This is a genomic window from Nocardiopsis sp. CA-288880 (assembly GCF_050955985.1).
In the GTDB taxonomy this organism is placed as follows: Bacteria; Actinomycetota; Actinomycetes; order Streptosporangiales; family Streptosporangiaceae; genus Nocardiopsis; species Nocardiopsis tropica.
The window spans coordinates 4705836-4731319 of the sequence record NZ_CP192105.1; the positions used below are offsets into that span (position 1 = coordinate 4705836).

24 protein-coding genes are annotated in these 25484 nt (G+C 73.4%); 16 read left to right on the forward strand and 8 right to left on the reverse strand.

Translation table 11 applies throughout. The features are described 5' to 3' along the window. Nucleotides 1-34: 34 nt before the first annotated feature. Together ACQPYD_RS20530 and ACQPYD_RS20535 are read right to left on the reverse strand one after the other, a co-directional pair. Entirely contained in the window at nt 35-1393 is a 1359-nt protein-coding gene (locus ACQPYD_RS20530; RefSeq protein WP_433697219.1) for an MFS transporter, read from the reverse strand. Between the two features lie 90 nt (nt 1394-1483). Next, nucleotides 1484-2083 (reverse strand): TetR/AcrR family transcriptional regulator, encoded by a 600-nt coding sequence (locus ACQPYD_RS20535; protein ID WP_433697220.1) that lies wholly within the window; start codon nt 2081-2083, stop codon nt 1484-1486. Between the two features lie 92 nt (nt 2084-2175). Between ACQPYD_RS20535 and ACQPYD_RS20540 the strand changes: the two genes are divergently transcribed. From ACQPYD_RS20540 to ACQPYD_RS20550, 3 genes are read left to right on the forward strand one after another with little or no spacing between them, the layout of a single operon-like run. Next, nucleotides 2176-3732: a class I adenylate-forming enzyme family protein gene (locus ACQPYD_RS20540; RefSeq protein ID WP_433697221.1), complete on the forward strand. Its 1557-nt coding sequence runs from the start codon at nt 2176-2178 to the stop codon at nt 3730-3732. Between the two features lie 7 nt (nt 3733-3739). Beyond that, nucleotides 3740-4930, forward strand: a complete 1191-nt coding sequence (locus tag ACQPYD_RS20545) for an acyl-CoA dehydrogenase family protein (RefSeq protein ID WP_378554362.1) — start codon at nt 3740-3742, stop codon at nt 4928-4930. Continuing rightward, nucleotides 4927-6753: an alkyl/aryl-sulfatase gene (locus ACQPYD_RS20550; protein WP_433697222.1), complete on the forward strand. Its 1827-nt coding sequence runs from the start codon at nt 4927-4929 to the stop codon at nt 6751-6753. Before ACQPYD_RS20545 ends, ACQPYD_RS20550 begins: the two co-directional genes overlap by 4 nt. Before the next feature lie 89 nt (nt 6754-6842). Here ACQPYD_RS20550 and ACQPYD_RS20555 read toward each other — a convergent pair whose 3' ends face one another. Beyond that, a complete protein-coding gene (locus ACQPYD_RS20555) occupies nt 6843-7610 on the reverse strand; it encodes a DUF2306 domain-containing protein (RefSeq protein WP_433697223.1) in 768 nt (255 codons plus the stop codon). Nucleotides 7611-7925: 315 nt separating this feature from the next. On the opposite strand from ACQPYD_RS20555, the gene ACQPYD_RS20560 reads away from it, so the two are divergent. The 5 genes from ACQPYD_RS20560 to ACQPYD_RS20580 all read left to right on the forward strand — a co-directional run bounded on the left by ACQPYD_RS20560 (nt 7926) and on the right by ACQPYD_RS20580 (nt 11622). Further along, nucleotides 7926-8930, forward strand: a complete 1005-nt coding sequence (locus ACQPYD_RS20560) for a MerR family transcriptional regulator (RefSeq protein ID WP_433697224.1) — start codon at nt 7926-7928, stop codon at nt 8928-8930. A 248-nt stretch (nt 8931-9178) separates the two neighbouring features. Beyond that, entirely contained in the window at nt 9179-9682 is a 504-nt protein-coding gene (locus ACQPYD_RS20565; RefSeq protein WP_433697225.1) for a hypothetical protein, read from the forward strand. After that, nucleotides 9679-10908: an NRAMP family divalent metal transporter gene (locus tag ACQPYD_RS20570; protein WP_433697226.1), complete on the forward strand. Its 1230-nt coding sequence runs from the start codon at nt 9679-9681 to the stop codon at nt 10906-10908. Before ACQPYD_RS20565 ends, ACQPYD_RS20570 begins: the two co-directional genes overlap by 4 nt. Nucleotide 10909: 1 nt before the next feature. Beyond that, nucleotides 10910-11296 carry a hypothetical protein gene (locus ACQPYD_RS20575; RefSeq protein WP_433697227.1) on the forward strand — a complete coding sequence of 129 codons (387 nt, stop codon included), beginning with the start codon at nt 10910-10912 and terminating at the stop codon, nt 11294-11296. Beyond that, entirely contained in the window at nt 11293-11622 is a 330-nt protein-coding gene (locus tag ACQPYD_RS20580) for a PRC-barrel domain-containing protein (protein ID WP_433697228.1), read from the forward strand. Before ACQPYD_RS20575 ends, ACQPYD_RS20580 begins: the two co-directional genes overlap by 4 nt. A gap of 45 nt (nt 11623-11667) precedes the next feature. On the opposite strand, the gene ACQPYD_RS20585 is transcribed toward ACQPYD_RS20580, so the two are convergent. Then, nucleotides 11668-12147: a MarR family winged helix-turn-helix transcriptional regulator gene (locus tag ACQPYD_RS20585; RefSeq protein ID WP_433697229.1), complete on the reverse strand. Its 480-nt coding sequence runs from the start codon at nt 12145-12147 to the stop codon at nt 11668-11670. 111 nt (nt 12148-12258) lie between these two features. Here ACQPYD_RS20585 and ACQPYD_RS20590 point away from each other — a divergent pair, with 111 nt between their 5' ends. Continuing rightward, nucleotides 12259-13347 carry an epoxide hydrolase family protein gene (locus ACQPYD_RS20590; protein WP_433697230.1) on the forward strand — a complete coding sequence of 363 codons (1089 nt, stop codon included), beginning with the start codon at nt 12259-12261 and terminating at the stop codon, nt 13345-13347. Nucleotides 13348-13446: 99 nt separating this feature from the next. Here ACQPYD_RS20590 and ACQPYD_RS20595 read toward each other — a convergent pair whose 3' ends face one another. After that, complete coding sequence (locus ACQPYD_RS20595) at nt 13447-14361, reverse strand: LysR family transcriptional regulator (RefSeq protein ID WP_433697231.1); 915 nt, start codon at nt 14359-14361, stop codon at nt 13447-13449. Nucleotides 14362-14473: 112 nt separating this feature from the next. On the opposite strand from ACQPYD_RS20595, the gene ACQPYD_RS20600 reads away from it, so the two are divergent. Together ACQPYD_RS20600 and ACQPYD_RS20605 are read left to right on the forward strand one after the other, a co-directional pair. Next, nucleotides 14474-14713 (forward strand): hypothetical protein, encoded by a 240-nt coding sequence (locus ACQPYD_RS20600; RefSeq protein ID WP_433697232.1) that lies wholly within the window; start codon nt 14474-14476, stop codon nt 14711-14713. A gap of 162 nt (nt 14714-14875) precedes the next feature. Then, on the forward strand, nt 14876-16534 hold the full coding sequence (locus ACQPYD_RS20605) for a family 43 glycosylhydrolase (protein WP_433697233.1): 1659 nt from the start codon (nt 14876-14878) through the stop codon (nt 16532-16534). Nucleotides 16535-16579: 45 nt separating this feature from the next. Here the strand turns inward: ACQPYD_RS20605 and ACQPYD_RS20610 are convergent, their stop codons facing one another. Further along, entirely contained in the window at nt 16580-17143 is a 564-nt protein-coding gene (locus ACQPYD_RS20610) for a TetR/AcrR family transcriptional regulator (RefSeq protein ID WP_433697234.1), read from the reverse strand. Between the two features lie 136 nt (nt 17144-17279). Here ACQPYD_RS20610 and ACQPYD_RS20615 point away from each other — a divergent pair, with 136 nt between their 5' ends. Then, the gene (locus tag ACQPYD_RS20615) at nt 17280-18485 is read left to right on the forward strand and encodes an MFS transporter (RefSeq protein WP_433697235.1); all 1206 of its coding nucleotides are present in this window, start codon (nt 17280-17282) and stop codon (nt 18483-18485) included. Nucleotides 18486-18573: 88 nt separating this feature from the next. Here the strand turns inward: ACQPYD_RS20615 and ACQPYD_RS20620 are convergent, their stop codons facing one another. Both ACQPYD_RS20620 and ACQPYD_RS20625 read right to left on the reverse strand, forming a co-directional pair. Further along, a complete protein-coding gene (locus ACQPYD_RS20620) occupies nt 18574-19374 on the reverse strand; it encodes an IclR family transcriptional regulator (RefSeq protein WP_433702092.1) in 801 nt (266 codons plus the stop codon). A gap of 111 nt (nt 19375-19485) precedes the next feature. Next, nucleotides 19486-21108, reverse strand: coding sequence for an AMP-binding protein (locus ACQPYD_RS20625; protein ID WP_433697236.1), 1623 nt, complete (start codon nt 21106-21108; stop codon nt 19486-19488). Between the two features lie 215 nt (nt 21109-21323). Here ACQPYD_RS20625 and ACQPYD_RS20630 point away from each other — a divergent pair, with 215 nt between their 5' ends. The 4 genes from ACQPYD_RS20630 to ACQPYD_RS20645 all read left to right on the forward strand — a co-directional run bounded on the left by ACQPYD_RS20630 (nt 21324) and on the right by ACQPYD_RS20645 (nt 25474). Continuing rightward, on the forward strand, nt 21324-22196 hold the full coding sequence (locus tag ACQPYD_RS20630; RefSeq protein WP_433697237.1) for an isocitrate lyase/PEP mutase family protein: 873 nt from the start codon (nt 21324-21326) through the stop codon (nt 22194-22196). Between the two features lie 2 nt (nt 22197-22198). Further along, a complete protein-coding gene (locus ACQPYD_RS20635) occupies nt 22199-23467 on the forward strand; it encodes a 3-isopropylmalate dehydratase large subunit (RefSeq protein ID WP_433697238.1) in 1269 nt (422 codons plus the stop codon). Further along, nucleotides 23464-23997 (forward strand): 3-isopropylmalate dehydratase, encoded by a 534-nt coding sequence (locus tag ACQPYD_RS20640; protein ID WP_433697239.1) that lies wholly within the window; start codon nt 23464-23466, stop codon nt 23995-23997. The genes ACQPYD_RS20635 and ACQPYD_RS20640 overlap by 4 nt, the downstream gene beginning before the upstream one ends. Nucleotides 23998-24139: 142 nt before the next feature. Then, nucleotides 24140-25474, forward strand: coding sequence for an MFS transporter (locus ACQPYD_RS20645; protein ID WP_433697240.1), 1335 nt, complete (start codon nt 24140-24142; stop codon nt 25472-25474). Nucleotides 25475-25484 lie beyond the last annotated feature (10 nt).

Here is a 25484-nt window from a genome sequence, read left to right on the forward strand (position 1 = left end):
GCGCACGCCTTCCGCGCCGGCCCGTCACCGCCCCCTACGAGCCGGACGCCCCCCGCAGGCTCCCGGGCTCGCCGGAGGCCGGGGCCGCCGCACCGGCCCCCTCCGCCGCCGGTGGGCGGGGAGCACGCCGCACACTGCCCTGGACCTGCGTGGCGACGATCGCGAAGGCGGCGGTCGTCACCAGGGTGACGGCCATCCACACCTGCCAGCCGCCGGCCGCGGCCACCGCCGGCGCCAGCAGTACCGCCGCGAGGATGAACAACCGGCTGACGAAGTGGTTGAGGCCGAAGGCCAGCCCCTGGACGTCCGGGTGCACCTCCTCGGTGTACTCCGAGAAGCTGGCCATCCACGGCCCGAGGACGGCGCCGAGGGAGATCCCGACACCGGTCAGCAGCACGACGAGGAGGAACCGCGAGGCGGACGCGCCCGCGCCCATCGTGAGGACGAGCGCCCCGAGCAGCAGCGTCGCCGCCAGTGCCCCGCCGACGAGGAACGGCTTGCGGCTCTGCGTCCTGTCGGAGAGCCGGGAGAAGACCAGGCCGGCCGCCAGGTTTCCCGCCCAGAACGACATCACGATCGCCGACGCCGTGCGCACCGTCATGGCGAAGTGGTCGACCAGCATGGTCTGGCCGTAGGCGTTCATGGTGGCGAGCAGCACGTAGAGCAGCGACATCGCGGCCACGTGCGCCCAGACGACGCGGCGGCGCAGGAGCGGCCGCAGACGGCTCCCACCCGCCGGCGCCCCGCTCACGCCGGTCGTCCGCTCGGTGATGCGGATGGTGCGCCGCAGCTCCGGAGCCAGGTCGCGCAGGGTGAGGGCGACGATCGTCGCCCCGACGAAGGCCGCGCCCGACATCAGGAAGATCTGCGAGCGCCAGGAGTGGTCGAACAGGTCGAGTGTCAGCGCGGCGACGGCCGCCGCGAAGAAGTTCGCCCCTACGGGCCCCCAGCTCCAGAAGGCGAAGGCCTGGGCCCTGCCCATCCGGGGCGTGAAGTCCCGGATCAGCGGCTGGGTGCCGGCCACCGCCATACCCTCGACGAACGCGAGCAGGATGCGCGCGGCGGTGAAGTGGGCGACCGACTGCGACAGCGCCATGAACAGGCACGCCGCCGCGGACAAGAACATGAGCGGCACCACCACGCGGACCCGGCCGACGCGGTCGACCAGCTCACCGCCCAGGTAGCCGGACACAGCCCCGAACAGCAGCGACACGGCGGTGATCTGCCCGTAGGCGCCCAGGGACATGCCGAGGTCGGCCAGCAGCAGGGGCAGGACCGGCGCGAGCTGCCCCTCGTAGGCGGAGATGAACAGCGCCAGGACGACGACGGCCACCAGCAGCCGTCGCCGGGCGCCCGTGGGGTACTCGTGGAGGAGCCTTCGGTGTGACGGCAAGGGACCCACCCTCTCATTTCCTGGACACAGCGACCAATAACGTTCGAGGTGTCCAGAACATAAGGTGGGTGACCGGCGCCACACAACCCCCTAGTCGGAAATCGAGTCGAAGCCCGTCGCCCAGTAGCGCCCGCGCCGGGACAGCTCGACCAGCGTCTCCACGACCTGCTCCACGTCCGGGCGCGGCGCCGGCGACTCCAGCCACCACAGGAGCACCGAGACCTGCTCGCCGACCCAGGCCCGGGCGACGACCCGCAGGTCGACGCGGGGGCGGATGCGGTGGGCCCTGGCCCGCTCCGCGAAGATGTCGTGGGCCGCCTCGGTCCACGCCTCGACCAGGGCCCGCAGCCCGCGGCCGTCGCCCTCCCCCCGCAGGATCAGGCGGTAGAGGTCCGGCTGCTCGGCCGCGTGGCGGAAGAGTTCGGCCACCGGCCACCCGGTGAACCCGACGCCCTCCCGGTCGACGGGGGCCATCCGCTCCCGCAGTTCGCCCAGGACGACCTCGACCACGTGGTCGTAGAGCGCCTCCTTGTCGCGGAAGTGCGTGTAGAACGTCGCCCTCCCGACATCGGCCGCCGCCGCGATGTGCTCCACCCTGACCCCGGAGTACCCGTCGGCGAGCACCCGGGAGACGAACGCCGCCCGCAGTGCGGCCCGGGTGCGGAGTGTGCGCCGATCCTCGTTTGTCATGGGGTCTTTCTAGCAACGCCCGACACCCCTGGACACTTCCTGGACATCGTGTCTAGTATCTCGGTGTTCGCTCGAAGACCTCTGGAGGGACCGTGAACCTTGGCAGCTACCTCACCCGCAGCGCGTGCCACTGGCCGGAGGCGGAGGCCCTGGTGTCCGGGGACCGGCGCTGGAGCTACCTCGCCCTCGAACAGGAGGCCAACCGGCTGGCCTCCGCCCTGCTCGCGCGCGGCTGCACGCCCGGCACGGCGGTCGCCACCCTGTCCGGCAACCGCGGGGAGCTGGTCGTCGCGGAGATGGCGCTCTGCAAGGCGGGGTGCCTCCGGGTGCCGGTCAGCACCCGACTGGCGGCGGCCGAGATCGAGCACGTCCTCCTGGACGCCCGGGTGCGGCTGGTCCTCGTTGACGCGGCCAACCTCCCGACCGTGCGCGCGATCGTCGACTCCCGTGCCCCCGACTGTCTCGTGGTCGTCCTCGACGGAGACGCCGGCGACGCCCTGGGCTACGCCGCCCTCCTCGCCGAGGGCGACCCCGGGCCGGTGGCCGTCGACCTCGACGAGGACAGCCCTGCGGTACTGAACTTCACCTCGGGCTCCACGGGCACGCTCAAGGCCGCGGTCCAGACGGTCGGCAACAGGCTGTCCAACATGCGCAAGCTGGCGATGAACCCGCAGGGCTCCACCGGCCCGGGGTCGGTCTACCTCGCCCCCGGGCCGATCACCCACGCGAGCGGGATGGGGATCCTCGGCTGCTTCTTCCGCGGAGCCGCCGTCGTGGTGCTCCCGGCCTTCGACACCGAGGCCTACCTCGACGTCCTGGAGCGCGAGCGCGTCACCCACACCTTCCTGGTGCCGGTCATGCTCAACATGGTCCTGGCCTCGCCCACCGCGCGCAGCCGGGACCTGTCCCGCCTGAGCAGCGTCACGATCGGCGGCGCCCCCGTCAGCCCGGCCCGCCTCCGCGACGCCGTCGAGCTGTTCGGCCCCGTGGTCAACCAGGGCTACGGGCAGGGCGAGACCACGAGCGCGATCACCTTCCTCACCTCCGAGGACGTGCTGCGGGGCATCGAGTCCGACCCCGAGCTGCTGCTCTCCTGCGGGCGCCCGGTCTTCGACACGGAGGTCCGCGTCGTCGACGACGGGGGGAACACGCTCCCCGCCGGCGAGGTCGGGCAGATCCTGGCCCGAGGCCCCGACTGCGTCCGGGAGTACTTCCATGCCGAGGAGGCCACCGCCGAGACGTTCCGCGACGGGTGGGTGCGCACCGGGGACCTCGGCTTCTTCCGCCGGGACGGCTACCTGTTCATCGTGGACCGCGAGAAGGACATGATCATCTCCGGGGGCTACAACGTGTACTGCACCGAGGTGGAGGCCGCCCTCTACGAGCACCCCGCGGTCTTCGAGACCTGTGTCGTGGGCGTCCCCGACGAACGGTGGGGGGAGACCGTCAAGGCGTTCGTGACGCTCCGGCCGGGCGCCGCCGCCACCGGGGACGAGCTGCGCGAGTTCTGCGCGACCCGGCTGTCCCGGGTCAAGCTCCCCCGCATCGTCGAGTTCGCCGAGCGGATCCCGCGCAACCGCAACGGCAAGATCGACCGGCGCGCGCTCCGGCGGCGCGAATGGGCCGGCTCCGAGCGACAGGTGGGATGAGCGACCCATGGCCTTCATGCTTCAGCCGACGTACCACGACAACCCGCGCCTCGACGCGCTGGTCGGCGGACTCCGGGACTACCTGTCCGGAGAGCTCGCCGCCTACGAGGACGACCTCGGGCTGGCGCCCGAGACCCCGCTGCACCGCTCCCAGCTGGAACCGGTGTGGCGGCGCAGCCGGGAGCTGGGCTTCTACGGCATCCACCTCCCCGAGGACCTCGGCGGCCGGGCACTGTCCTACACGGAGCTGGCGGCGCTCAAGGAGGAGGTCGGCGCCTCCGGGCGCGTGCTGGCCACGAGCGTGCTCGGCGACATGGGCGGGCCCCTGCGGATCGGCGCGATCTTCGAGCACGCCACCGAGTACCAGAGGGAGAAGTACCTGCTGCCGGTCGTCAGGGCGCAGCGGGCGTGCTGCTTCTCCATGACCGAGGACGACGCGGGCTCCGACGTACGCCGCATGCGCACCACCGCGACCCCGGTGCCGGGCGGCTACCGGATCACCGGGCACAAGGTGTTCAGCACCGGCGGCACCTTCGCGGACTTCTCGATCCTGGTCGCCCGCATGGCCGGCTCCGAGGAGTCCTACTCCGCGTTCCTCGTCGACCTGGACTCCCCCGGCTGCCGCGTGAGCCCGGGGCAGGTACCCCTGTCGGGGCAGAACATCGAGAGCGACGTCGTCCTCGACGACTGCTTCGTACCCGCCGAGAACCTGCTCGGCGAGGAGGGGCAGGGGATGCGGATCAGCCTCGGGCGGGTCACCGCGAACCGCCTGCTCCACTGCCCCACCGCCCTCGGCGCGGCACGGCGGGCGATCGGCCTCGCCTTCGACTTCGCCGCCGGGCGCAGCGTCTCCGGCGGGCTCCTCCTGGAGAAGCAGGCGATCCAGCACACACTCGCCGACATGGCCACCGACTACTACGCGGCCCGTTCGATGACCTACGACGCCCTCGCCCTGCTCGACGCGGGGGAGCGGCCCCGGGTGGAGTCCTTCATGTGCAAGCTGTTCGTGGCCGAGCGCGCGTTCGCCATAGCGGACCGGGCGGTGCAGATGCACGGCAAGGCCGGTATGGTGCGCGGCGCCCCGGTGGAGGTGATCTGGCGGCAGTTGCGCATGTTCCGCGTGCTGACCGGCGCCTCCGAGATCCAGCGCAACGGCATCGTCCGCGAGATGGTCAGGGCCGCGGGGGGCGCGACATGACCGCCGCGAAGCCGGACGGGGGCCTTCCCCCCGAGGACGGGCAGGACCTGCGCGACGCCGGGCGCGGCTTCGTGGCGACGCTCGAGCCGGCCCTCGTCACCGACGCCGCCGGCCGCGTGGTGTACGACGCCGACGCGTACGCGTTCCTGGACGGGCCGGCGCCCGACACCGCGAACCCGAGCCTGTGGCGGCAGAGCCGCCTGGCGTCCATGCACGGCCTGTTCCGGGTGACCGAGGGGATCTACCAGGTCAGGGGCCTCGACCTGGCCAACATGACCCTGGTCGAGGGCGATACCGGCGTCGTCGTCATCGACACGCTGACCTCGGCCGAGACCGCCGCCGCGGCGCTGGCGCTCTACCGGTCCCACCGCGGCGACCGCCCGGTCACCGGCGTCGTCCTCACCCACCCGCACGCCGACCACTTCGGAGGCGTGGACGGTGTCCTCGCGGACGCCGCGCCCGGCGTCCCGGTGCTCGCGCCCGAGGGGTTCCTGGAACACGCGGTCTCCGAGAACGTCTACGCCGGACCCGCGATGGCCCGGAGGTCGGGGTTCATGTACGGCACCGCGCTCGAGACCTCCCCCGCCGGCCACCTGGGGTGCGGCCTGGGACAGCGCCTGTCCGCCGGCACGATCGGCCTGGCCGAGCCCACGGAGTCGATCACCCGGACCGGCCAGGACCGCGTGGTCGACGGGGTGCACATCGAATTCCAACTCACGCCGGGGACGGAGGCGCCGGCGGAGATGAACATGTACTTCCCCCAGCGCCGGGCGCTGTGCCTGGCCGAGAACGCCGTGCACACCATGCACAACATCATCACCCTGCGGGGAGCCCAGGTCCGCGACGCGCACCAGTGGGCCCGCTACCTCACCGAGGCCGTCCAGCTCTTCTGCCACCGCACCGACGTCGCCTTCGCCACCCACCACTGGCCGACCTGGGGCGCGGACCGGATCGAGGGGTTCCTGACCGGGCAGCGCGACCTCTACGCCTACCTGCACGACCAGACGGTGCGCCTGATCAACCGGGGCCTCACCCCCCGGGAGATCGCGGAGGAGCTCACGCTCCCTCCCGCCCTGGACCGGCAATGGGCCAACCGCGGCTACTACGGGTCGCTGAGCCACAACGTCAAGGGCGTCTACCAGCGCTACCTCGGCTGGTTCGACGGAAACCCCGCCCACCTGTGGGAACACCCGCCGGTCGAGGAGTCGAGGCGCTGGGTGGACCTGCTCGGCGGCATCGGCGGGACCCTCGCGCGCGCGGACGACCTCGTCGGCGAGGGCGACCTGCGCTTCGCCGCCACCCTGCTCAACCACGCGGTCTTCGCCGAGCCGGACCACGAGGGGGCGCGGCGGCGGCTGGCCGACGTCTACACCTCGCTCGGCCACGCCTGCGAGAACGCGACGTGGCGCAACTACTACCTCACCGGAGCCCAGGAGCTCGTCCGCGGCCCCCGCCCGGCCCGCCGGCCGGGCGGGGGCCGCCTACTGGCGGCCCTCGGCGTCGACCAGCTGCTCGACTCCCTCGCCGTCCGGGTCGACGGCCCCGCGGCATGGGACCTCGACCTGCGCCTGGACCTGCACCTGGTCGACCAGGACGCGGTGTGGCACCTGCGCCTCGCCAACGGGGTGCTCGTGCACCACCGGGACCGCTCCCCCGACCCGCGAGCGCGCCTGGCGCTCACCATGACGAGGCAGCAGCTGGTCGGCGTCATCACCCGCCGGGACCTCCGGGGCGTCGGGCACGAGGGGGACCTCGGGGTGCTCCGCTCGCTGTTCGGCGTCCTGGAGACGCCCGACCCCGGCTTCGCCGTGGTGCGGCCCTGAAGGGGCGAGGGCCCGGAGCCCCGCCGCCGCCCCGGGCCGTGGCCGCCCGGGGCGGCACGGCCGCGAGCGCACGGGGAGGGGCGCCGGCCTCAGGTACGGTCCCGTGCCCCGGAACCGCTCCCGGCCGGCCCGACCGCGTCCACGGGGACTCGGCGGCCGTCCCCCGCCGACGCGGGGGCGGCCCCCGCGGCCCCCTGTCGGCGGGCCGCGGGCCTCAGCACGCGCTGGACGATGAAGTACTCCGCCACGAGGACGTTCACCAGGAAGGACGCCCACGCGCTCGCGTGGTAGACGTCGTCGAAGGTCAGGGACGGGAAGTAGTTCGCCTGGAGCGCCAGCCCCAGACCGAGGTAGATCCGCAGGCTCACGGAGGCGAAGGTGAGCGCGTAGTTGCGGATCATCCAGACCCGGTGCAGCCGAACCTCCCCACGGCGGATGGTCCGGAAGGCCTGGACGAGCGTGTAGAGCCAGGCCGCCGTCAGGATGAAGAAGGCGACCTGCACCGAGAAGCCGCTGACGGAGAAGGCTGCGGCGAACAGGGCCGCCATCGACCCCAGCACCACGCAGACCATGTAGACCCGGCCGGCGACGCGGTGCGCACGCGGGTACCGGACGCGGAGCCGGGTGAGGAACTGGAACGGCCCGATGAGCAGCGCCAGGGAGCTGGGGATCGCGTGCACGGCGATGGAGAGGTAGTGGGAGGCGACCCCGGGGTCGAGCGGGATCCTGTTGCGCTCCACGTCCCCGACCGCGTAGGGCTCCGCCGAGTAGAGGGCGACGGCGGCGGCCGACACGGCCAGCAGGGCCCAGAGCGTCCACCACCAGCGGCGGCGGGTCGATTTCGTCAGGTCGTTCACAGGCATCTCCACTGAGGACGGAAGGAAGGTGCCCCGGCCGCGTCGGGGCGGGATCCGGCGCCGGAACGGCGCCCGCCGGGGCACAGGGCGTGTCACAGACACAGTCGCGTCCCCGTGCGGTCGTTCGCGTCGGTGAGAACCACCCAGTTCCCTCCCGGCCCGTCGGCGGGCGGCCACGGAGCGGGACCCGACCCTGAGGCGGTCGACCGGACCGGGTGTCCCGTACGCGAAGCCCTCCCCTCCGTCGCCTCCGCGCGGATCCGGGCGCCCCGGGGGCTTGCATCTCAAGCGGCTCGAGGTACCACAGTGGCTCCCATGAACGACAACGAGCTGTACCCCATCGGAGACGCCGCACGCCGCAGCGGCCTGAGCGTCAGCGCCGTCCGCTTCTACGCCGACGCCGGGATCGTCGAGCCCACCCACCTGTCCGGGGCGGGCCACCGCCTGTACGACGTCGACACCATCGCCCGCCTGGAACTCGTCCGCACCCTGCGCGAACTGGACACCGACCTGGACGAGATCCGCCGCCTGCTCGAAGGGGGCACGACCCTGCACGGCCTGCTCACCACCCACCTGGAGATCGTCGAGCGCCAGGAGCGCACCCTGCGGGCCAGGAGGGCGGTGCTGCGGACCCTGATCAGACAGGGCGGCACGACCACGCAGGCCGACCTGATGCACAAGCTCGTCTCGATGACCGACGAGGAACGCGAACAGGTCGTCGACGACTTCTGGAACGACGTCGGCGAGGGCCTCGACGTCCCCGACGGCTTCGTCGACCGGCTGCGCGCGATGCGGCCGATCCTGCCGGCCGACCCCACGGCCGCCCAGCTGGAGGCGTGGATCGAACTGGCCGACCTGGTGCGGGACCCGGAGTTCCGCGACGCGGTCCGCGCCTACCTGCACGACACCTACTCCACGGACGTGGGCAGGGACATCGCGAGCGCGCCGTTCCAGGACTTCATCTACGGAGACGGGCTCTCCCGCATCGAGGAGGTCATGGCCGCCCACCGCGCCGGCGAGTCCCCCCGGTCCCCCTGGGCGCAGAACGCCATCACGCGCTTCATGGAGGGGGCCGCGGGGGTGTCCGGCATCGAGCTCACCCCCGAAATTCGCAACCGGATGGCCGACTCCTATCGGCTGCTCCCCGACATCGAGCGCCAGGTCGCCGAGGAGGACGCCGCCTCCGAGGACCCCGTCTACGACGACACCCACGGCCGGTACATGTCCCTGGTGGCGGTGATCAACGAGCACCCGCCCGAGGAGACGCCGCCCTACGAGTGGATGGCCGAGGCCATGCGCGCCCCGGACGACGGCGCCTGAGGGGACCCCGTGCGCCCGCCCCGGACGGGTGACGCGCGGGCGGTGCGCCGGGGAACGGCACACCGCCCGCGCGGGGCCGCGGACGGCGGCTCCCTCCCCGGTCCCGTCCGCGCCCCCCGGCGGGCGGCCGGAGCGCAGGGCCGGGGGCCGCGGGAGCGGAACCGCCCCGGGGCGCCGTGCCCCCGCCCCGACACGCCCCACTCATCGCGCTGGGTGATTCTCTCGTCACCGATGGCTATGGTCGTGGAGTGCTCCAGCCCCGTTCGCCCTCTCAGGAGCCCGGTCGCACCGGCCGGTTCCCGGCGCGGCCCACCGCCCCCGTCCTGGCCCTGATGGCGGTCCTCCTGTCCCTGGCCGCCGGCTGCACGGCCCCGACCCCGACCGCCGGCTCCTACCGGGACGCCGCCGAGCAGACCGTCACGGACCTCCTCTCGGCCGTGGGGACGGGCGTCCTGCTCGTCGAGATCCACCGGGGCGACAGGGCGTTCTCCCCCTACGCGGAGACCACCGCCGAGGACTCCGAGGACGCCGCCCGCTCGATCGCCGACACCTTCGGGACGCGCCAGCCGCCCACCGCCGGGTCCGACGCCCTGCGGGCGGAGCTCTCCCCCCTCTGCGACACCGCGGTGAACGCGCTCGCCGACCTGCGCATCGCCCTGAACAGGGACGACAGCGCCGCGGTCGAGGCCGCCGGGCAGACCCTCCTGACCGTTTCGGCCGGGCTCTCCGACCTCGAGGAGGCCCTCTCGTGAGGTGGCTGGCGGCCTTCACCCTGGGCCTGCTCACCGCCATCGGCGGTTTCCTGGACATCGGCGACCTGGTCGCCAACTCCGTGGTCGGCTCCCGCTTCGGGATGACCCTGGCCTGGGTCGTCCCCGTCGGCGTGGTCGGGCTGATGGTGTTCACCGAGATGTCCGCCCGCGTGGTCACCGCCACCGGTCGCGGGACCTTCGACCTGGTGCGCGAACGGCTCGGCGCCAGAGTCGGCCTCGCCAACCTCCTGGCCTCCTACCTCATCACCCTGCTCACCCTGTCCGCGCAGATGGGGGGTATCGCGCTGGCCCTGGAGCTCGCCAGCGGCATCCACTACCTGCTGTGGGTCCCGGTCGTCGGGTTCCTCGTCTGGATCGTGCTGTGGCGGCTGCCCTTCGAGTACATGGAGAAGACCTACGGCCTCCTGGGCCTGGCCCTCGTCGTGTTCGGTGTGGCCCTGTGGAGGATGGGCCCGGACCTGGGGGCCCTCCTCACGGAGGCGGTGTCCTTCTCCCCGCCCCCGAACGAGGGGGCGGCCGTGTGGTGGTACTACGCCATCACCCTGTTCGGGGCCGCGATGACCCCGTACACCGTCCTCTTCTTCTCCTCGGGCGGGGTCGAGGAGAAGTGGACTTCCGAGGATCTGGCCACCGCGCGCCTCAACGTCTTCTTCGGCCTCCCCCTGGGAGGGCTGCTGTCCCTCGCCATCATGGGCTGCGCCGCCGTCCTGCTCATGCCCGCCGGGGTCCAGGTGTCCGACCTGGGACAGGTCGCGCTCCCCGTCGTCTCGACCCTGGGCAGGCTGGGACTGATCGTGGTGATCCTCGGGTTCTTCGCCGCCACCTTCGGCGCCGCCCTGGAGTCGGGCCTGGCCGCGGGCTACGGCGTCGCCCAGTACTTCGGCTGGCACTGGGGGAAGACACTGCCGCCGGCGAGCGCCCCCTACTTCCACCTCGTCATCATGGTGAGCCTGCTGGGCGGCACCCTCTTCATCCTCACCGGGGTCGATCCCATCACCGTCACCGAGTACAGCCTGGTCTTCTCGGCCGCGGCCCTGCCCCTGACCTACCTGCCGATCCTCGTCGTCGCCAACGACCGCGGCTACCTCGGCGACCAGGTCAACTCGCGCTTCACCAACGTCCTGGCCTCGGTCTACCTGGTGCTGCTGTGCGTGGTGTCGGTGGCCGCCATCCCCCTCATGCTCTACACGAAAGCGGGGCAGTGAGATGTCCGACGAGGCGGACGGGACGATCTTCCGGGTCGGGTTCACCGTCCTGGACCGCCAGGTGGTCGACCGCGGGGGCGAGAACCTGGGCAAGGTCGACGACGTGGAGTTCACCTGGCGGGAGGGGGAGGCGCCGGCCATGACGGCCCTGATCATCGACGCGGCCTCCCTCGGCGGACGGATCGCCGGGCGGTTCGGCCGGTTCTGGGAGGCGGTCCTGGAGCGGATGCGCCCGCCGGAGGAGGCGCCCACCCGGATCCCGCTCACCGACGTCGAGGAGTTCGCCCCCACCACGGTGCTGTCCACGGACGCCCCGCCGGGGATGCGCCCCCTGGAGGCGTGGGTGGCGCGCCACCTCATCGGCCGCATCCCCGGGGGGCGGCGATGAAGCGGCTGCGCGCGGGCGCGCTCCTGGGGCTGCGGATCGTCGACTGCGACGGGAAGGACGCGGGTTCGGTCCAGGACATCGTCGTCCGGCACAGCGGGGGCGCGTACACCGTCCTGGGACTGGTGGCGGGGCGTTCCGCGCTCGCCGGACGCTTCGGGTTCGGGGACTCCCTGGAGGCGCCCACCCCCTGGCGGCATCTGCTGGGGTGGTTGCGGCGCCACGAGCGCTACGTCCGGTGGGAGGACGTCGTGGCCGTGGAGGAGGACGGGGTCGAGATCGCGGTGGAGCGCGGGGCCCTGCCCCGCGGGTGGCGCGGCCGGCCCTGACCGGCGCCGCGGCACCGCGCTCCTCCGGAGAGGGACGGGCCCCGGTCAGCGCCGTGCCTCCCCGGAGGCGCCGCCCCTCCGGTCGTGGTGCTCCAGCAGCCGGGCCAGCAACCCGGTCAGCACCTGCCGCTCCTCGGGCGCCAGCGGGGCCAGCAGTTCCTCCTGGGTGCGGGCCAGCCGCCCCTCCAGCACCCGCAGCTGCCTCCTGCCCGCGGCGGTCAGCGAGACGATGTTGCGCCGCCGGTCGGAGGGGTCCAGGACCCGCTCGACCAGGCGGCGGTCGGAGAGCTCGTTGACCGTCGCGACCATGTCGCTCACGTGGATGCCGCTGCGGCGTCCCAGTTCGGCCTGGCTGGCGGGGCCGGACTCCTCCAGCGCGGCCAGCAGGCGGTAGTGGTAGCCGCGGGCGCGCACGGACGAGAACCCGTCGGCCACCAGGCGGTGCGCGTGGTGGGCGGTCTGGGTGAGCAGCCAGCTGGGCGTGCTCTCCCAGGCTGCGGGCGTCTTCTCCGGTGGGTTCTCCATGCCCGGAGTCTAACGAACCGTTGGTGCATCCAATGATTATGCTACCGTTCGTGGCCCAAACGTTTGGCGGGCAAACATTCAGGCCCCCAATGAACCACCGGAGCCAGGACCATGATCACGCCGTTCCGCATCGACATCCCCCAGGCCGACCTCGACGACCTGGCCGACCGGCTCTCCCGTACCCGCTGGCCCGACGAGGTCGCCGACGCCGGGTGGGACTACGGCTTCCCGCTGGCACGGCTCCGGGAACTGGCCGAGTACTGGCGCACCGGCTACGACTGGCGCGAGCACGAGGCCGCCCTCAACGAGCTCCCGCACTTCACCACCGGGATCGAGGGCCAGACCGTCCACTTCGTCCACGTCCGGTCCGCGAGACCGGACGCGCTCGCGCTGGTCCTCACCCACGGCTGGCCCGGCTCGTTCCTGGAGTTCCTCGACGTCGTCGAACCGCTCTCACGCGACTTCCACCTGGTGATCCCCTCCATCCCGGGCTACGGCTTCTCCGGGCCGACCCGCGAGCGCGGCTGGGACACGGTCCGGATCGCGCGGGCCTGGGCCGAGCTGATGCGGCGACTGGGGTACGAGCGCTACGGGGCCCAGGGCGGCGACTTCGGGTCGGGCATCTCCACCGCGCTCGGCGCGGTGGCGCCCGAACAGGTCGTCGGGGTGCACGTCAACTACCTGCCGACCAGGCCGGACCCGGACGCCGGCGTCGAGCTGTCCGAGGAGGACGAGGCCCGGCTGGACAAGGTCAGGGAGCTGATGGCGAACCGCCCGCCGTACCAGGCCCTGCAGGCCGCGACCCCGCAGACCATCGGCTACGCGCTGACCGACTCGCCGGTCGGCCAGCTGGCCTGGATCGCCGAGCGCTTCGCGCAGTGGACCGACCCCCGCTCGCCGGTCGACGACGAGCGGATGCTCACCGACGTCTCGCTGTACTGGCTGACGGCCACCGCGGCCTCCTCGGCGCGGCTGCACCGCGACGCCCGGCGGCAGACCGAGCCGTGCCCGGTACCGGTCGGCGTGGCGGTCTTCGCCCACGACATCACGCAGTCGGTGCGACCGCTGGCCGAGCGGCTGTACGACATCAGGCACTGGTCGGAGTTCGGGCGCGGCGGCCACTTCGCCGCGATGGAGGTGCCGGACCTGCTCGCCCGGGACGTCCGGGAGTTCTTCCTCGCCCTCCTCGGGAAGGACTGACACCGGCCGCCGCGCCGGGCCCGCGCGCCCTCCGGGGGTGCCCGTGCGTTCCGCCGTGCCGCGTCCTCCTTCCGCCACCGCGCCCCGGCCGCGGCCCCTCTACCCCTCCTCGTCCAGGGCCGGACCGTGCTCCAGGAGGTGGCGGACGAACGCCGCCGTGCTCTCGGTGAGGGTGGAGAAGTCCGCCGCGACGAGGACCGTGTGCCGCGCCGCCCACGGTTCGTCCAACTCGTACAGGGACGCGGGGGAGACACCGTGGCGCCGGGCCGCCCCCCGCGGCACCACGGCGTACCCCACACCGGTGCAGGCCACGGCGCAGACGGCCCCGAGCGAGGGCAGTCGGACCCGGTAGGCGGGCTCCGCCCCCGCCGCGTGCGCCTGCCGGTCGACGAGGTCCTGCAGAGGGCTCCCCCGCAGGAGGCCGACCACGGGTTCGCGGAGCAGGTCCGCCAGACGGAGCGGCCTCCGGGGCAGGGAGGAGGCCGGGCCGACGGCGACGAGGTCGTCGTCCCACAGCCGGCGCGTCTGGCAGGCCGAGCCCGCGGGCACCGAGGAGACGACCGCGATGTCGGAGAGCCCGTCGAGGACGTGGGCGACGGCCGCCTCGCTGCTCAGCTCGACCAGGGTGACCGCGGTGTTGGGCAGGCGGTTGAGCGTGGCGGCGAGGAACTCGGTGAGGGCGTCGGCGGCGGAGCTGTTGGTCACCAGCCTGACGCTGTCCTCCAGTCCCCGGGCGCGGGCGGCCATGCCCGCCTCCAGGTCCCGGGCGCCGTCGAGCAGGACCAGGCCCCTCGCGGCCAGGGCCTCGCCGGCCGGGGTCGGCGTCACCCCCCGGTGGCGGCGGTCGAGCAGCCGCAGCCCGTAGTGCCGTTCGAGCGCGGTGATGCGGACGCTGGCGGCCGACAGCGATATCCCGCACCGCTGGGCCCCGTCCGTGATGGAGCCCGCCTCGATCACCTCCACGAGCAGCGCGAGGTCGCTCAGGTCGGCCACCCCCATCGGTCCTGCCTTCATCTTCTGGGCACCCCTCTTCGTCTGGCCTCAACGCACGCTCCGGGCCCGTGGGCGAGAATCCCCGGGAGCCGCTGCCCCGAGCGGCTCCGGGCGAGCACGGAGGGAGAGGTCCATGGTGGTCACACGGGACGGCCGGTGGCGGTGGCCGCGGTCGGCGGTGCGCCGCCCGGGCGGGCTACGGGCCATGCTAGAGGCGTGGCGGCGGCCGTCGGCCGGGTCCGCGGAAACCGCCTACCGGGAGCAGCTCCACGTGATCGTGTGGCTGTTGGAGGACGGCCGGCCCGAGGAGGCGTCGAGGGTCGCGTGCGAGGGGCCCTGGGCGCCCGGCGGGCGGGGCCGCCCCCGCCGCTGAGGGGGCCGGGACGCGCACGGCCGCCGGCCCCGGCTGCCGCCCTCCGCTCCGCGCGGGCCCAGGATCGGCCGACTAGGATCGGCCGACCGGGCGCCTCCCGTGCCCGGTCGCGGGAGGCGCGCCGAGCGCCCCGCCGAACCAGTGGTGCGGAAAGGTCCCCCCATGCCGTCCGAACCGGCCCCCGTCCTCAACCCGGTCCTTCCGGGGTCGCACCCGGACCCCTGCGTCCTGCGGGTCGGCGGGGACTTCTACCTCGCCACCTCCACCTTCGAGTGGTACCCGGGCGTGCGCCTGCACCACTCCACCGACCTCGTGCGGTGGCGCCCCCTGGGCGGGGCCCTGCCCGGCCCGCCATGGCTCGACCTGGCGGGCCGCCCGGACTCGGGGGGCGTGTGGGCCCCCGACCTCAGCCACGCCGACGGGTTGTTCCACCTCGTCTACAGCAACGTCACGTCCTACGCCGGCGGCTTCACCGACAGCCCCAACCTCCTCGTGACCGCGCCGACGATCCACGGGCCCTGGTCGGACCCGGTCCCCCTGCACGCACGCGGGTTCGACGCGGCCCTGCTGCACGACGGCGACGAGAGCTGGCTGGTGAGCCTGGCGCACGACTGGCGCCCCGGCCACGGGGGCTCCTCGGGACTGGAGGCCGTCCGCTACGACCGCCGCGCACGGACCCTGGCGGGGGCACCGGTCCGGATCGCGCTCCCGGAGGGGGAGGACTGGGTCGAGGGCCCCCGGATCCGGCGCATCGGCTCCTGGTACTACCTGCTCACCGCGGACGGGGGCACCGGTTACGGGCACCGCGTCACCGCCGCCCGCTCCAGGAACCTGGCCGGGCCGTACGAACGCGATCCCGGGGGCCCGCTGATCACCGCCCGCGACCGGCCCGACCTGCCCCTGCAGAAGGCCGGGCACGGCTGCCTGGTGGACACCCCCGCCGGGGACACCTACCTCGCCTACCTCGCCGCCCGCCCCCTGGGGCGGCGCGGCCCGTGCGTCCTGGGCCGCGAGACCGCGCTGGCGCCCGTCGCCTGGACCCCGCAGGGCTGGCCCCGGGTGCCCGGCGGGCGCCCGGAGACGCGGATCCCCGCGCCCGCCGTCCCGCGGGCCGCCGGGGATCCGGGCGGCGGCGACCCGGTCCCGGACGTCCACGGGGAGGGCACCGACCACTTCGACGGCGCCGTGCTCGGGCCGCACTGGTCCACACTGCGCCGCCCCGCCACCCGGGACTGGGTCACCACGGCCGCGCGGCGCTCGCACCTGCGGGTGCGGGGCGGGCGCTCGCCGCAGAGCCTCGTCGGCGCCAGCCTGGTCGCCCGGAGGGTGAGCTCCCCGCACTGCTCGTTCGAGACCACCATGGAGTACCGGCCGACGGACACCCGCCACCTGGCCGGGCTCACCGCCTACTACAACACCCGGAACTGGTTCTTCGCGTACCGCAGCGTCGACGACGCGGGACGGCAGGTGCTGGGGGTGGCGGCCTGCGACCGGGGGCGGGTGACCCTGGAGGGGACCGAGGTCCTCGCCCCCGGAACGGGAGGGCGGACGCGGCTGGGCGTGGACGTGGACGGTGCCCGCCTGCGCTTCCGCCGCGACGCCGGTGGGGGGTGGGACCCCCTGGGACCGTGGCTGGACGCCACCGTGCTCTCGGACGAGCACGCCGAGGAGATCGAGGACGGAGGGCTCCGGACCATGGGGTTCACCGGAGCCTTCGTCGGCCTGTGGGCCTGGGACCTGGGCGGGCAGGGCCTGCACGCCGACTTCGACGAGGCGACCTACCGGCTGCGGCCCCCGGCGCGGCCGGACGGGGGGCGCTGACACCTCCTCGCGGCGTCGGCGCTCCCGGGGAGGACGCGGCGCGGATCAGCCGAGCCGCTCGGCGACGGCGGTCACCGTCGCCGAGACCAGGGCGCGGTCCGGGCCCCCGCCGTCCCGCTCGAAGTGCCGGTGCAGTGACCACCCCTCGACCAGGGCGTCCAGCGCCCGGCAGGCCTCCGGGGAGAAGTGCGCGGACAGGAAGCCGCGGCTGACGCCCATCCACGCGCGCGCGGCCTCCCGGACCGCGTCGTTGTGGTTGGCGTAGGAGTACATCTCGAAGAGCAGCACGAACTGCCCGGGGGTGGCGTACCCGGGGCCGCAGATGAGGTCGACCACGGCCTCGCACGCCTCGGCCCGGCTGCTCGCCGCGGCCATCCTGTCGCCGTAGTACCGCGCCATGGTCCGGGCCAGGTGCGCGAAGGCCTGCTCCAGGATCTCCGTCAGGCCGTCGAAGTGGTAGGTGAGCGACCCCAGGGGGACCGAGGCCCGCTGGGCGATCGCGCGGTGGGTGGTCCTGTGCACGCCGCGCTCGGCGATCACCTCCAGGGCCGCCGCGAGGATGCGCTCCTTGCGCTCCGGGTCGTTGCCGACCCGCCGTGGTCCGCCCATGCCTCCCCCTTCCCGCCACCATTGTGGCGGACCCGCGCCCCGGTCCCGGCCCCGTGACGGCCGCCGGGTAAAGTGCGTACTTTTGTACACACTATTGCCCGGCCCACCGCTAGGAACTCTCTTCGTGGACACCGCCATGAGACGCCGGCGCCTCGCGCTGTGCACGCTCTTCCTCCTCCCCGGCCTGGGGATCTCCTCCTGGGTCACCCGCACCCCCGCCATCCGCGACGCGCTGGGGGCCTCCACCGCCGAGATGGGTCTGGTCCTGTTCGGCCTCTCGGCCGGCTCGATGCTCGGCATCCTCTCCGCGGGGCCACTCGTCGCCCGCCTGGGCGCCCGGCCGCTCATCGTGTTCGGCATCGCCACCCTGGTCCTGAGCATGCCCACCATCGGAGCGGGCGCGGCCCTGTCGGCCCCGGTGCTGGTCGCGATCGGCCTGTTCCTCTTCGGCCTGGGCATGGGCGGCGGGGAGATCGCCCTCAACATCGAGGGCGCCGAGGTCGAGAAGGCCCTGTCCGAGCCGCTGCTCCCGCGCCTGCACGGCTTCTTCAGCCTGGGCACCGTGGTGGGCGCGGTCGCCGGCATCGCATTCACCGCGACCGACTTCCCCGTCGCCTGGCACCTGGGGATCGTCGGCCTCCTGGCCCTGGCCGCCTCGGCGGCGGTGCTCGGCTCCGTCCCCGCCGACACCGGCAGGACGCGCCCCCGCGCCGACGACCGCGGCCCCGGCACGCGACGCGCGCCGTGGAAGGACACGCGCCTGCTCCTGATCGGCGTCATCGTGCTCGCGATGGCCCTGGCGGAGGGCACCGCCAACGACTGGCTGCCCCTGATCATGGTCGACGGCCACGGCTTCGACCCTGCGGCGGGGTCGATGGTCTACGCCGTGTTCGCCGCCTCGATGACAGTCGGACGCTTCGCCGGCGGGTACTTCCTGGCGCGTTTCGGCCGGGTCGCGGTGCTCGCCGCCAGTGCGGCCGCCGGAGTCCTGGGGATGGGGCTGGTGGCCGGCGCGGACAGCCAGGTCCTGGCCGCGGCGGCCGTGGTCCTGTGGGGGCTGGGGGCGTCCCTGGGCTTTCCCGTGGCCCTGTCCGCGGCCGGCGACTCCGGGCCCGACTCCGCGGCCCGGGTCGGGCTGGTGGCGACCCTCGGCTACGTGGCGTTCCTGGTGGGGCCGCCCGCGCTCGGATTCCTGGGCGAGGCGTACGGACTGCGCGGGGCCCTGGTCGTGCCCCTGGTCTTCGTCGCCGCCGCCGGCCTCCTCTCCTCGGCCGCCCGGCCCCGCGGGGCTGCGGACGCCGACGCCGAGCGGGACGGGGCCGGGGACCGGAACTCCCGGTAGCGTCCCGCTCCCGGGAGGGTGGGCTCCGGCTGCGGGGGCGCCCCGCTGTACGGCGCCCCGCTCCCGGGAGCCGGAGCTCCCCGGGCCCTCAGCCCTCGGCGGGGGCCCGCCCCTGGGCCCCCAGCTGGCGCGACAGCTCGGCCGCCGCCTCGCGGACGGCCGCGATGACGCCGACCAGGCCCGTGCCCCGGAAGTGCGTGGCCGGGCCGCCCAGGCTCACCGTGGCCGCCAGGCCCCCGGAGGAGTCGAACACGGGGGCGGCCACGGCGCCCACGTCCTGGAGGAAGTCCTCGTCGCTGACGGTGTAGCCCTCGGACGCGATCTTCTTCAGCTCGCCCCGCAGGACCTCCGCGTCGGTCAGGGTGTGTGGGGTGTACCTGCGCAGCGGCCGGGACAGCCACCGCTCCCGCAGCGCGGAGGAGTGGGCCAGCATCGTCATCGGCCCCGCCGCCGTGTGGAAGGGCAGCACGCTGCCGACGGTGATCTGCTTGACGGTCAGCGGCCCGGCGCCCTCGACGAGGTCGATGCAGACCGCCCCGTCCTCGGAGGGCACCATCAGGTAGGCGGTGTGGCCGAAGCGCGCGGACAGGTCCCGCAGCAGCGGTGCGGCCTCGTCGCGCAGGTTGAGCTCGGCCAGCGCCACGGACCCCACCGCGAACAGCCTCATGTTGACCTTGTAGGCGCCGTCCGCGCGCTGGCTGACCCAGCCGGCCTGCACCAGCGTGGCCAGGAGGCGGTGCGTGGTGGCCTTGTTCAGGCCGGTCCGCTCCGCCAGTTCACCGAGCGTGAGCGCGGGCCGTTCGTGGGTGAAGCACTCCAGGAGCCGGCAGGCACGGAGCACCGCGTTGACCGTGCCCTTGGAATCAGCGGCCGATTCACCGTCGATCATCGCCACTGAGGAGACCTCCTAGCACGCTCCGTCATCGATGACAGGGTAACGGCCGGTTCGCGGCACTCCCGCCACCGTGTGCGGGCCCCGGGAACGGGGCCTCCCAGCGGTTCAGCGCCCATGGCCGTACTCCGCGCGCATCCGCTTCTTGTCGAACTTGCCCACGCCGGTCTTGGGCACCTCGTCCACCACCACGAACCGGTCGGGCAGCTGCCAGCGCGGGACCTGCTCCCCGAGGAACCTCCGCAGCTCGTCGGGGTCGATCGGTCGGCCGTCCGCGCTCGAGAGGACGGCGACGGGGCGCTCCCCCCAGACCTCGTCGGGGACCGCGATGACGGCGGTCTCGTTCACCCGCGGGTGGGCGGCCAGCCTGTTCTCCAGGTCGACCGAGGAGATCCACTCCCCTCCGGACTTGACCATGTCCTTGGCGCGGTCCACCAGGGTCACGTACCCCCGGGCGTCGACCGTGACCATGTCCCCCGTGCGCAGCCAGCGGCGACCGTCGGGGGAAGCGGTGAAGGACGCGCTGTCGTCCTTCTCCGGGGCGTGGTAGTGGTCGACGACGAAGGGGCCGCTGATCTCCAGCTCCCCCACCGCGGCGCCGTCGCGGGCGGCCTCGCGCCTCTCCGCCGACGAGCGCACGGCCAGGCCCGGCAGGGGTCGGCCCTGGGTGCGCCGGGCGGCCGAACGCACCGCCCGGTCGGGGGTGCACGGTTCCGACGCGACCAGTCCGACCGGGGAGCACTCGGTCATGCCCCAGGCGTGGACGGGCCGGATCCCGAGACCGGTGAGCGCGTCGAGCAGGCTCTCCGGGGCGGAGGAGCCGCCGATGACGATCCGGTCCATGGTCGCCAGAGCGTCTGCCGGCGTCCGCCCCTCGTGGAGCGCCCTGACCACGGCGGCCCACACGGTGGGGACGCCGGCGGCGAACGTCGCCCGGGAGTCCCGGATGAACCCGGTGAGGCCCAGCGGGTCCAGATGGCGTCCGGGGAACGCCAGCCCGGCCCCCGCCACCAGGCCGGCGTAGGGCAGGTTCCACGCGTTCGCGTGGAACATCGGCACGACCGGCAGCACCACGTCGTGGTGGCCGATGGCGAACGCGTCGGTCCCGCACAGCGTGAGCGCGTGCAGGTAGACCGACCGGTGGCTGTAGACCACCGCCTTGGGGCGGCCGGTGGTGCCGGAGGTGTAACAGACGCCCACGGCCTCGTTCTCGTCCCGCGGTCGCCACCAGCCCCGCTGTCCGGGGACCGGTCGGGCCTCCAGCCGGTGCACGGCCGCGCCGCCCTGGACGGCGGGGAGGTCGGGGGCCTCCCCCATGACGAGCACGTGCTCGACCGTGTCGGGAAGGTCGACGGCGGACCAGGACTCCCACAGGGAGCCGTCCACGAGCACCGCGCGGTCTCCGGCGTGCGCGAGCGTGTAGGCGACCTCGTCGGCGCCGAGGCGGATGTTCACCGTGTGCATGACCATGCCCGCCCCGGGGATCGCGATGTAGGCGCGCATGTGGTCCAGCGTGTTCCAGGCGTAGGTGGCGACCCGGTCGCCGGGCCGGAGCCCGAGCCCCGCCAGGTCCTCGGCGAGCCCTCGGGCCCCGGCGAAGAGCTCGGCGTAGTCCAGCCCGCGGACGCCTCCGGGATCCCGACCGGTGACCTCGCGGTCGGCGAAGACCGCCTCGGCCCGCTCGAAGACGTGGTGCAACCCCAGCGGTTCGGCCTGCATCGCGGAGATCATGGAGGCTTCCTCTCTTCGTGGTGGACCGGAATGCGTTCCATTTTTTGCCGACACGGTAGACATCGCGACCGGAGCCCGTCTCCGACACGGACCGTTTCAGCACGTAGATCACTTCCGTGTCTGCTGGGTTACAGAGCATAGTGACCCTTGACACAAGATCCTAGCGCTCCCTAGTGTCTTTTTGAAACGCGTTCCGTAATACGAAAGGGGTGGGGATGAGTTCCCGACGACTGCGCGAGCTGATGGGCGAGGGGGTCGTCCACGCACCCGGCGTGTGGGACGGGCTCACCGCCCGCCTCGCCGAGCAGGCCGGCTTCTCCGCACTGTGCGCCTCGGGCTTCGCGGTCTCCGCGTCCCTCGGCTATCCCGACGCCGAGCTCTACACCATGTCGGAGAACCTGGAGGCCACCCGCCGCATCCGCGAGTCCAGCGGCCTCCCTCTGATCGCCGACATCGACACCGGGTACGGCAACGCCCTCAACGCCGCCCGGACGGCCCGGCGCTTCCGCGACGCGGGGGTCGCCGCGGTCTTCATGGAGGACCAGGAATCGCCCAAGCGCTGCCCCCTCTGCGTCGGGGACCCCGTGCCGCTGGTCCCGCCGGAGGAGGCGGCCATGAAGGTGCGCGCCGTCAAGGACGCCGTCGGCGACGACGTCCTCGTCATCGCGCGCACCGACGCCCGGGGCGAGGAGGCGCTGCAGCGGGCGAAGTCCTACGCCGGGGCCGGGGCCGACATGGTCATGCCGGTCACCAGGACCTTCTCCACCGCCGACGAATGGGCCCGGTGCAGGGAGGCCGCCGGCGTCCCCCTCGTGGCCACGCTCACCGCGTCCGCCTGGACCGAGCGCGAGTTCACCCCCCGGGTCCTGGAGGAGGTCGGGGTCGCGATCGCGCTCCTGCCCACCCAGGTCCTGATGGCGGCCGCCGGGGCCATGCGACAGGCCCTGGGCCGGCTCGCGGCGGGCGAGCCCCCCGCGGACGTGAGCGCCGACGCCCTGCCGCACCACGAGTTCGTCGACCTGATCGGGTTCGCCGAGGTGGAGGCCGCGCAGAAGGCCTACCTGCCCGCGGCCCGGGGAGGAGCCTGACCATGGGCCGCACCATCACCGAGAAGATCCTCGGCCGGACGGCCGGGGGAACGCCGGTCCGTGCCCGCGACAACCGCGCCTTCCGCCCCGACCACATGATCGCCTACGACTTCCCCGGATACACCGACGTGATGTTCCGCCAGATGCACGACGACTTCGGCATCACGGAACTGGACGACCCCGAGCGCTACCTGGTCTTCATCGACCACATGCTCACCCGGGGCGACGCCAAGGAGGAGGCGGTCCACCAGGTCACCCGGGACTGGTGCGACTTCTACGGGATCACCCTGCACGAGGCCGAGGGGATCGGCCACCAGGTCGCCGCCGAGCTCGGGTACGCGCTCCCCGGCAGGTTCCTCATCCACTTCGACGGCCACATCAGCGGGCTGGGAGCCTTCGGGGCCCTCGGCTGGGGGGTGCGGCGCGACCTCCTGGAGGCGTGGGTCACCGGACGGATCCACCTGGACGTGCCCGAGTCGGTGCGGTTCGAACTCACCGGCAGCTTCCCCGAGGGGGTGGACAACCGCGACCTGATCCACACCATCATCGCCCGGCTCGGCGCCGACGGCTGCGCCCACCAGGTCATGGAGTTCACCGGGCCCGGAGCGCGCTCCATGAGCATCGACCGCAGGCAGGGCCTGTGCGGCATGGCGATGTTCACCGGCGCGGTGTCGGCGATCTTCAACCCGGACGAGCTCTCCCTGGACTACGCCCGCCAGGTGTCCGACGCCGTCCCCGAACCGCTCTACAGCGATCCCGACGCGGTCTACACCGGCGTGCACGAGATCGACCTCTCGGAGCTGGAACCGCAGGTCGTGCTCCCCGGATCCGCGCGGGGCGCGAACACGAAGGGGGTCTCGGCCCTGAAGGGCACCCCCGTCACCAAGGCGTTCATCGGCTCCTGCGCCAGCGGGAGGCTGGAGGACATCCGCGCCGCCGCGCAGGTGCTGCGGGGCCGCAGGGTCGCCGACGGCGTGCAGCTCAACGTCGTCCCCACCTCTGCCGCGATCCACCGCCGGGCGGAGGAGGAGGGGCTGCTCGACGTCCTGCGCGACGCGGGGGCGGCCGTGGCCACGTCCAGCTGCGACTTCTGCTTCGGCTACCAGAAACCGCTGCGGGCCGGCGAGAACTGCGTGTCCACGGGGGTGCTCAACATCTCCGGGCGCATGGGCGACACGGGCGCCCACATCTACATGGGGTCCGCCTACACCGTCGCCGCCAGCGCCGTGACCGGGGAGATCTCCGACGTACGGGAGGTGACGGGCCCGTGAGTCCGCTGCCCCCGCCCGACATCATCGAGGGCCGTGTCGCCTGGATCTTCGGGGACGACTTCGACATCGACCTCGTCATCGGCGTGGAGAACATCAAGCACTACGACCCCGACGTGCTGCGCAGCGTGTGCATGCGGCACTACGACCCGGCGTTCGCCGACGAGGTGCGCCCCGGCGACGTCGTCGTCGGGGGCCGCAACTTCGGCTACGGGCACCCGCACTACCCGCCGATGGTCGCACTGCGCAACCTGGGGATCGCGGCCGTCCTCGCCGAGTCCTTCTCCCCCGGCTTCTGGCGCGGGGAGACCTACAACGGCATGCCGCTCCTGACCGTTCCGGGGATCACCCGCGCCGTCCGCCGGTGGGACCGCGTCTCGGTCGACTGGCGGCGCCCCGCCGTCCGCCTCCGACGCCAGGACGCAGAACTGGCCGGGGAACCGCTCAGCGAACGCGTGGTCAAGGTCATCGAGGCCGGCGGGAGCCTGAACCTGCTCCTCGCCGAGCACCGGCGGGCACGCGCCGCCGACTGACCGGCGCTCCCGGTCCACCTCGCCGACGGGCGCGAACACCACGCCGGCGCCCCGCCCCGCCGCCCCGCACGCACGGGGAGGCACCATCCCCCCGAGAGCCCATGGCGGGCGCTCGAGCCCCATCCCACCAGGAGGTATCGCCTTGTCCTCTCCAGAGAGCGCCGGGAGCCCCCCGGCCGTCGCCGCACCCGGCGCACCCGTGCGCGACCGGCGCACCGCGCTGCGGGCCGCGGTCGCCGGCGGAGTGGGAACCCTGATCGAGTACTACGCGTTCAGCGTCTACGGGTTCCTGGCCGTCGTCATCGCCCCGCTGTTCTTCCCCAGCTCCAACCCCGCCACGTCGATCCTGGCCACCCTGGCCGTGTTCGGGTCCGGCTACCTGATGCGGCCGCTCGGCGGGATCTTCTTCGGCCGCCTCGGCGACCGCAGCGGGCGCAAGGTCGCCCTGGTGTCCACCGTCGTCAGCATGGGCCTGTGCTGCGCCCTGATGGGCGTGCTGCCCACCTACCCGCAGGTCGGCATCACCGCGCCGATCCTGCTGGTGATCGTCCGCATGGCGGAGGGCTTCTCGGCCGGGGGCGAGATCGGCGGATCGGCCACCTACATCGCGGAGTCCTCGCCGTCCGGGCTGCGCGGCTTCTTCGGGGCCTTCACCCCGACCGGCTCCACCCTGGGCTTCGCGGTCGCCGCCGCCGTGGCCGGAATCGTCGTCGGGCTCCTCTCCCCCGACCAGATGTCGGCCTGGGGATGGCGCGTCCCGTTCCTGCTGTGCGTCCCGCTGACCCTCCTGTGCCTGTGGGCGCGGCTCAAACTGGAGGACACCCCCGACTTCAGGGAGATGGAGGCCCGGTCGGAGGTGACCCGCAGCCCCTTCGTCGACGTGCTGCGGAGCAACTCGGGCTCGGTCCTCAAGGTCATCGGCCTGGCCGTCGCCACCAACGGCACGGGGTACGTCGGGCTGACCTACATGAACGTCTACCTGATCAACGACCTGGGCCACGACTCCCAGCACGTGTACTGGCTCTCGGCGGCGGTCATCGGCCTGGCCTGCCTGTCCATGCCGTTCATGGGCATGCTCACCGACCGCTTCGGGCGCCTGACCGTGCTCACCACGGGGTGCGTCGGGTACGTCCTGCTGGCCTACCCCATCCTGCTGGCCATGTCCGAGGCCTCGGGGCTCCTGGTCGTGGGGCTGGTGTACCTGGTGTTCATGATCCTCAACGCGGCGCTGCAGGTCCCCGCGTTCCCGCTGTTCACCGAGCTCTTCCCGCGGGCGGTCCGCTACACCGGCGTCTCCCTCGGCTTCAACATCGGGACCATCGTCGCCGGCGGGACGGCCCCCTACATCGCGGCCCAGCTGGTCGCGTCCACGGGCAACCCGGTCTCCCCGGCCTACTGGGTGATGGGGGTGGCGGTGGTCGGCCTGCTCACCGCGCTGACCCTGCGCTCGAACCGCTCGGGCGAGCTCCCCGGCTGAGTCCGCTTCC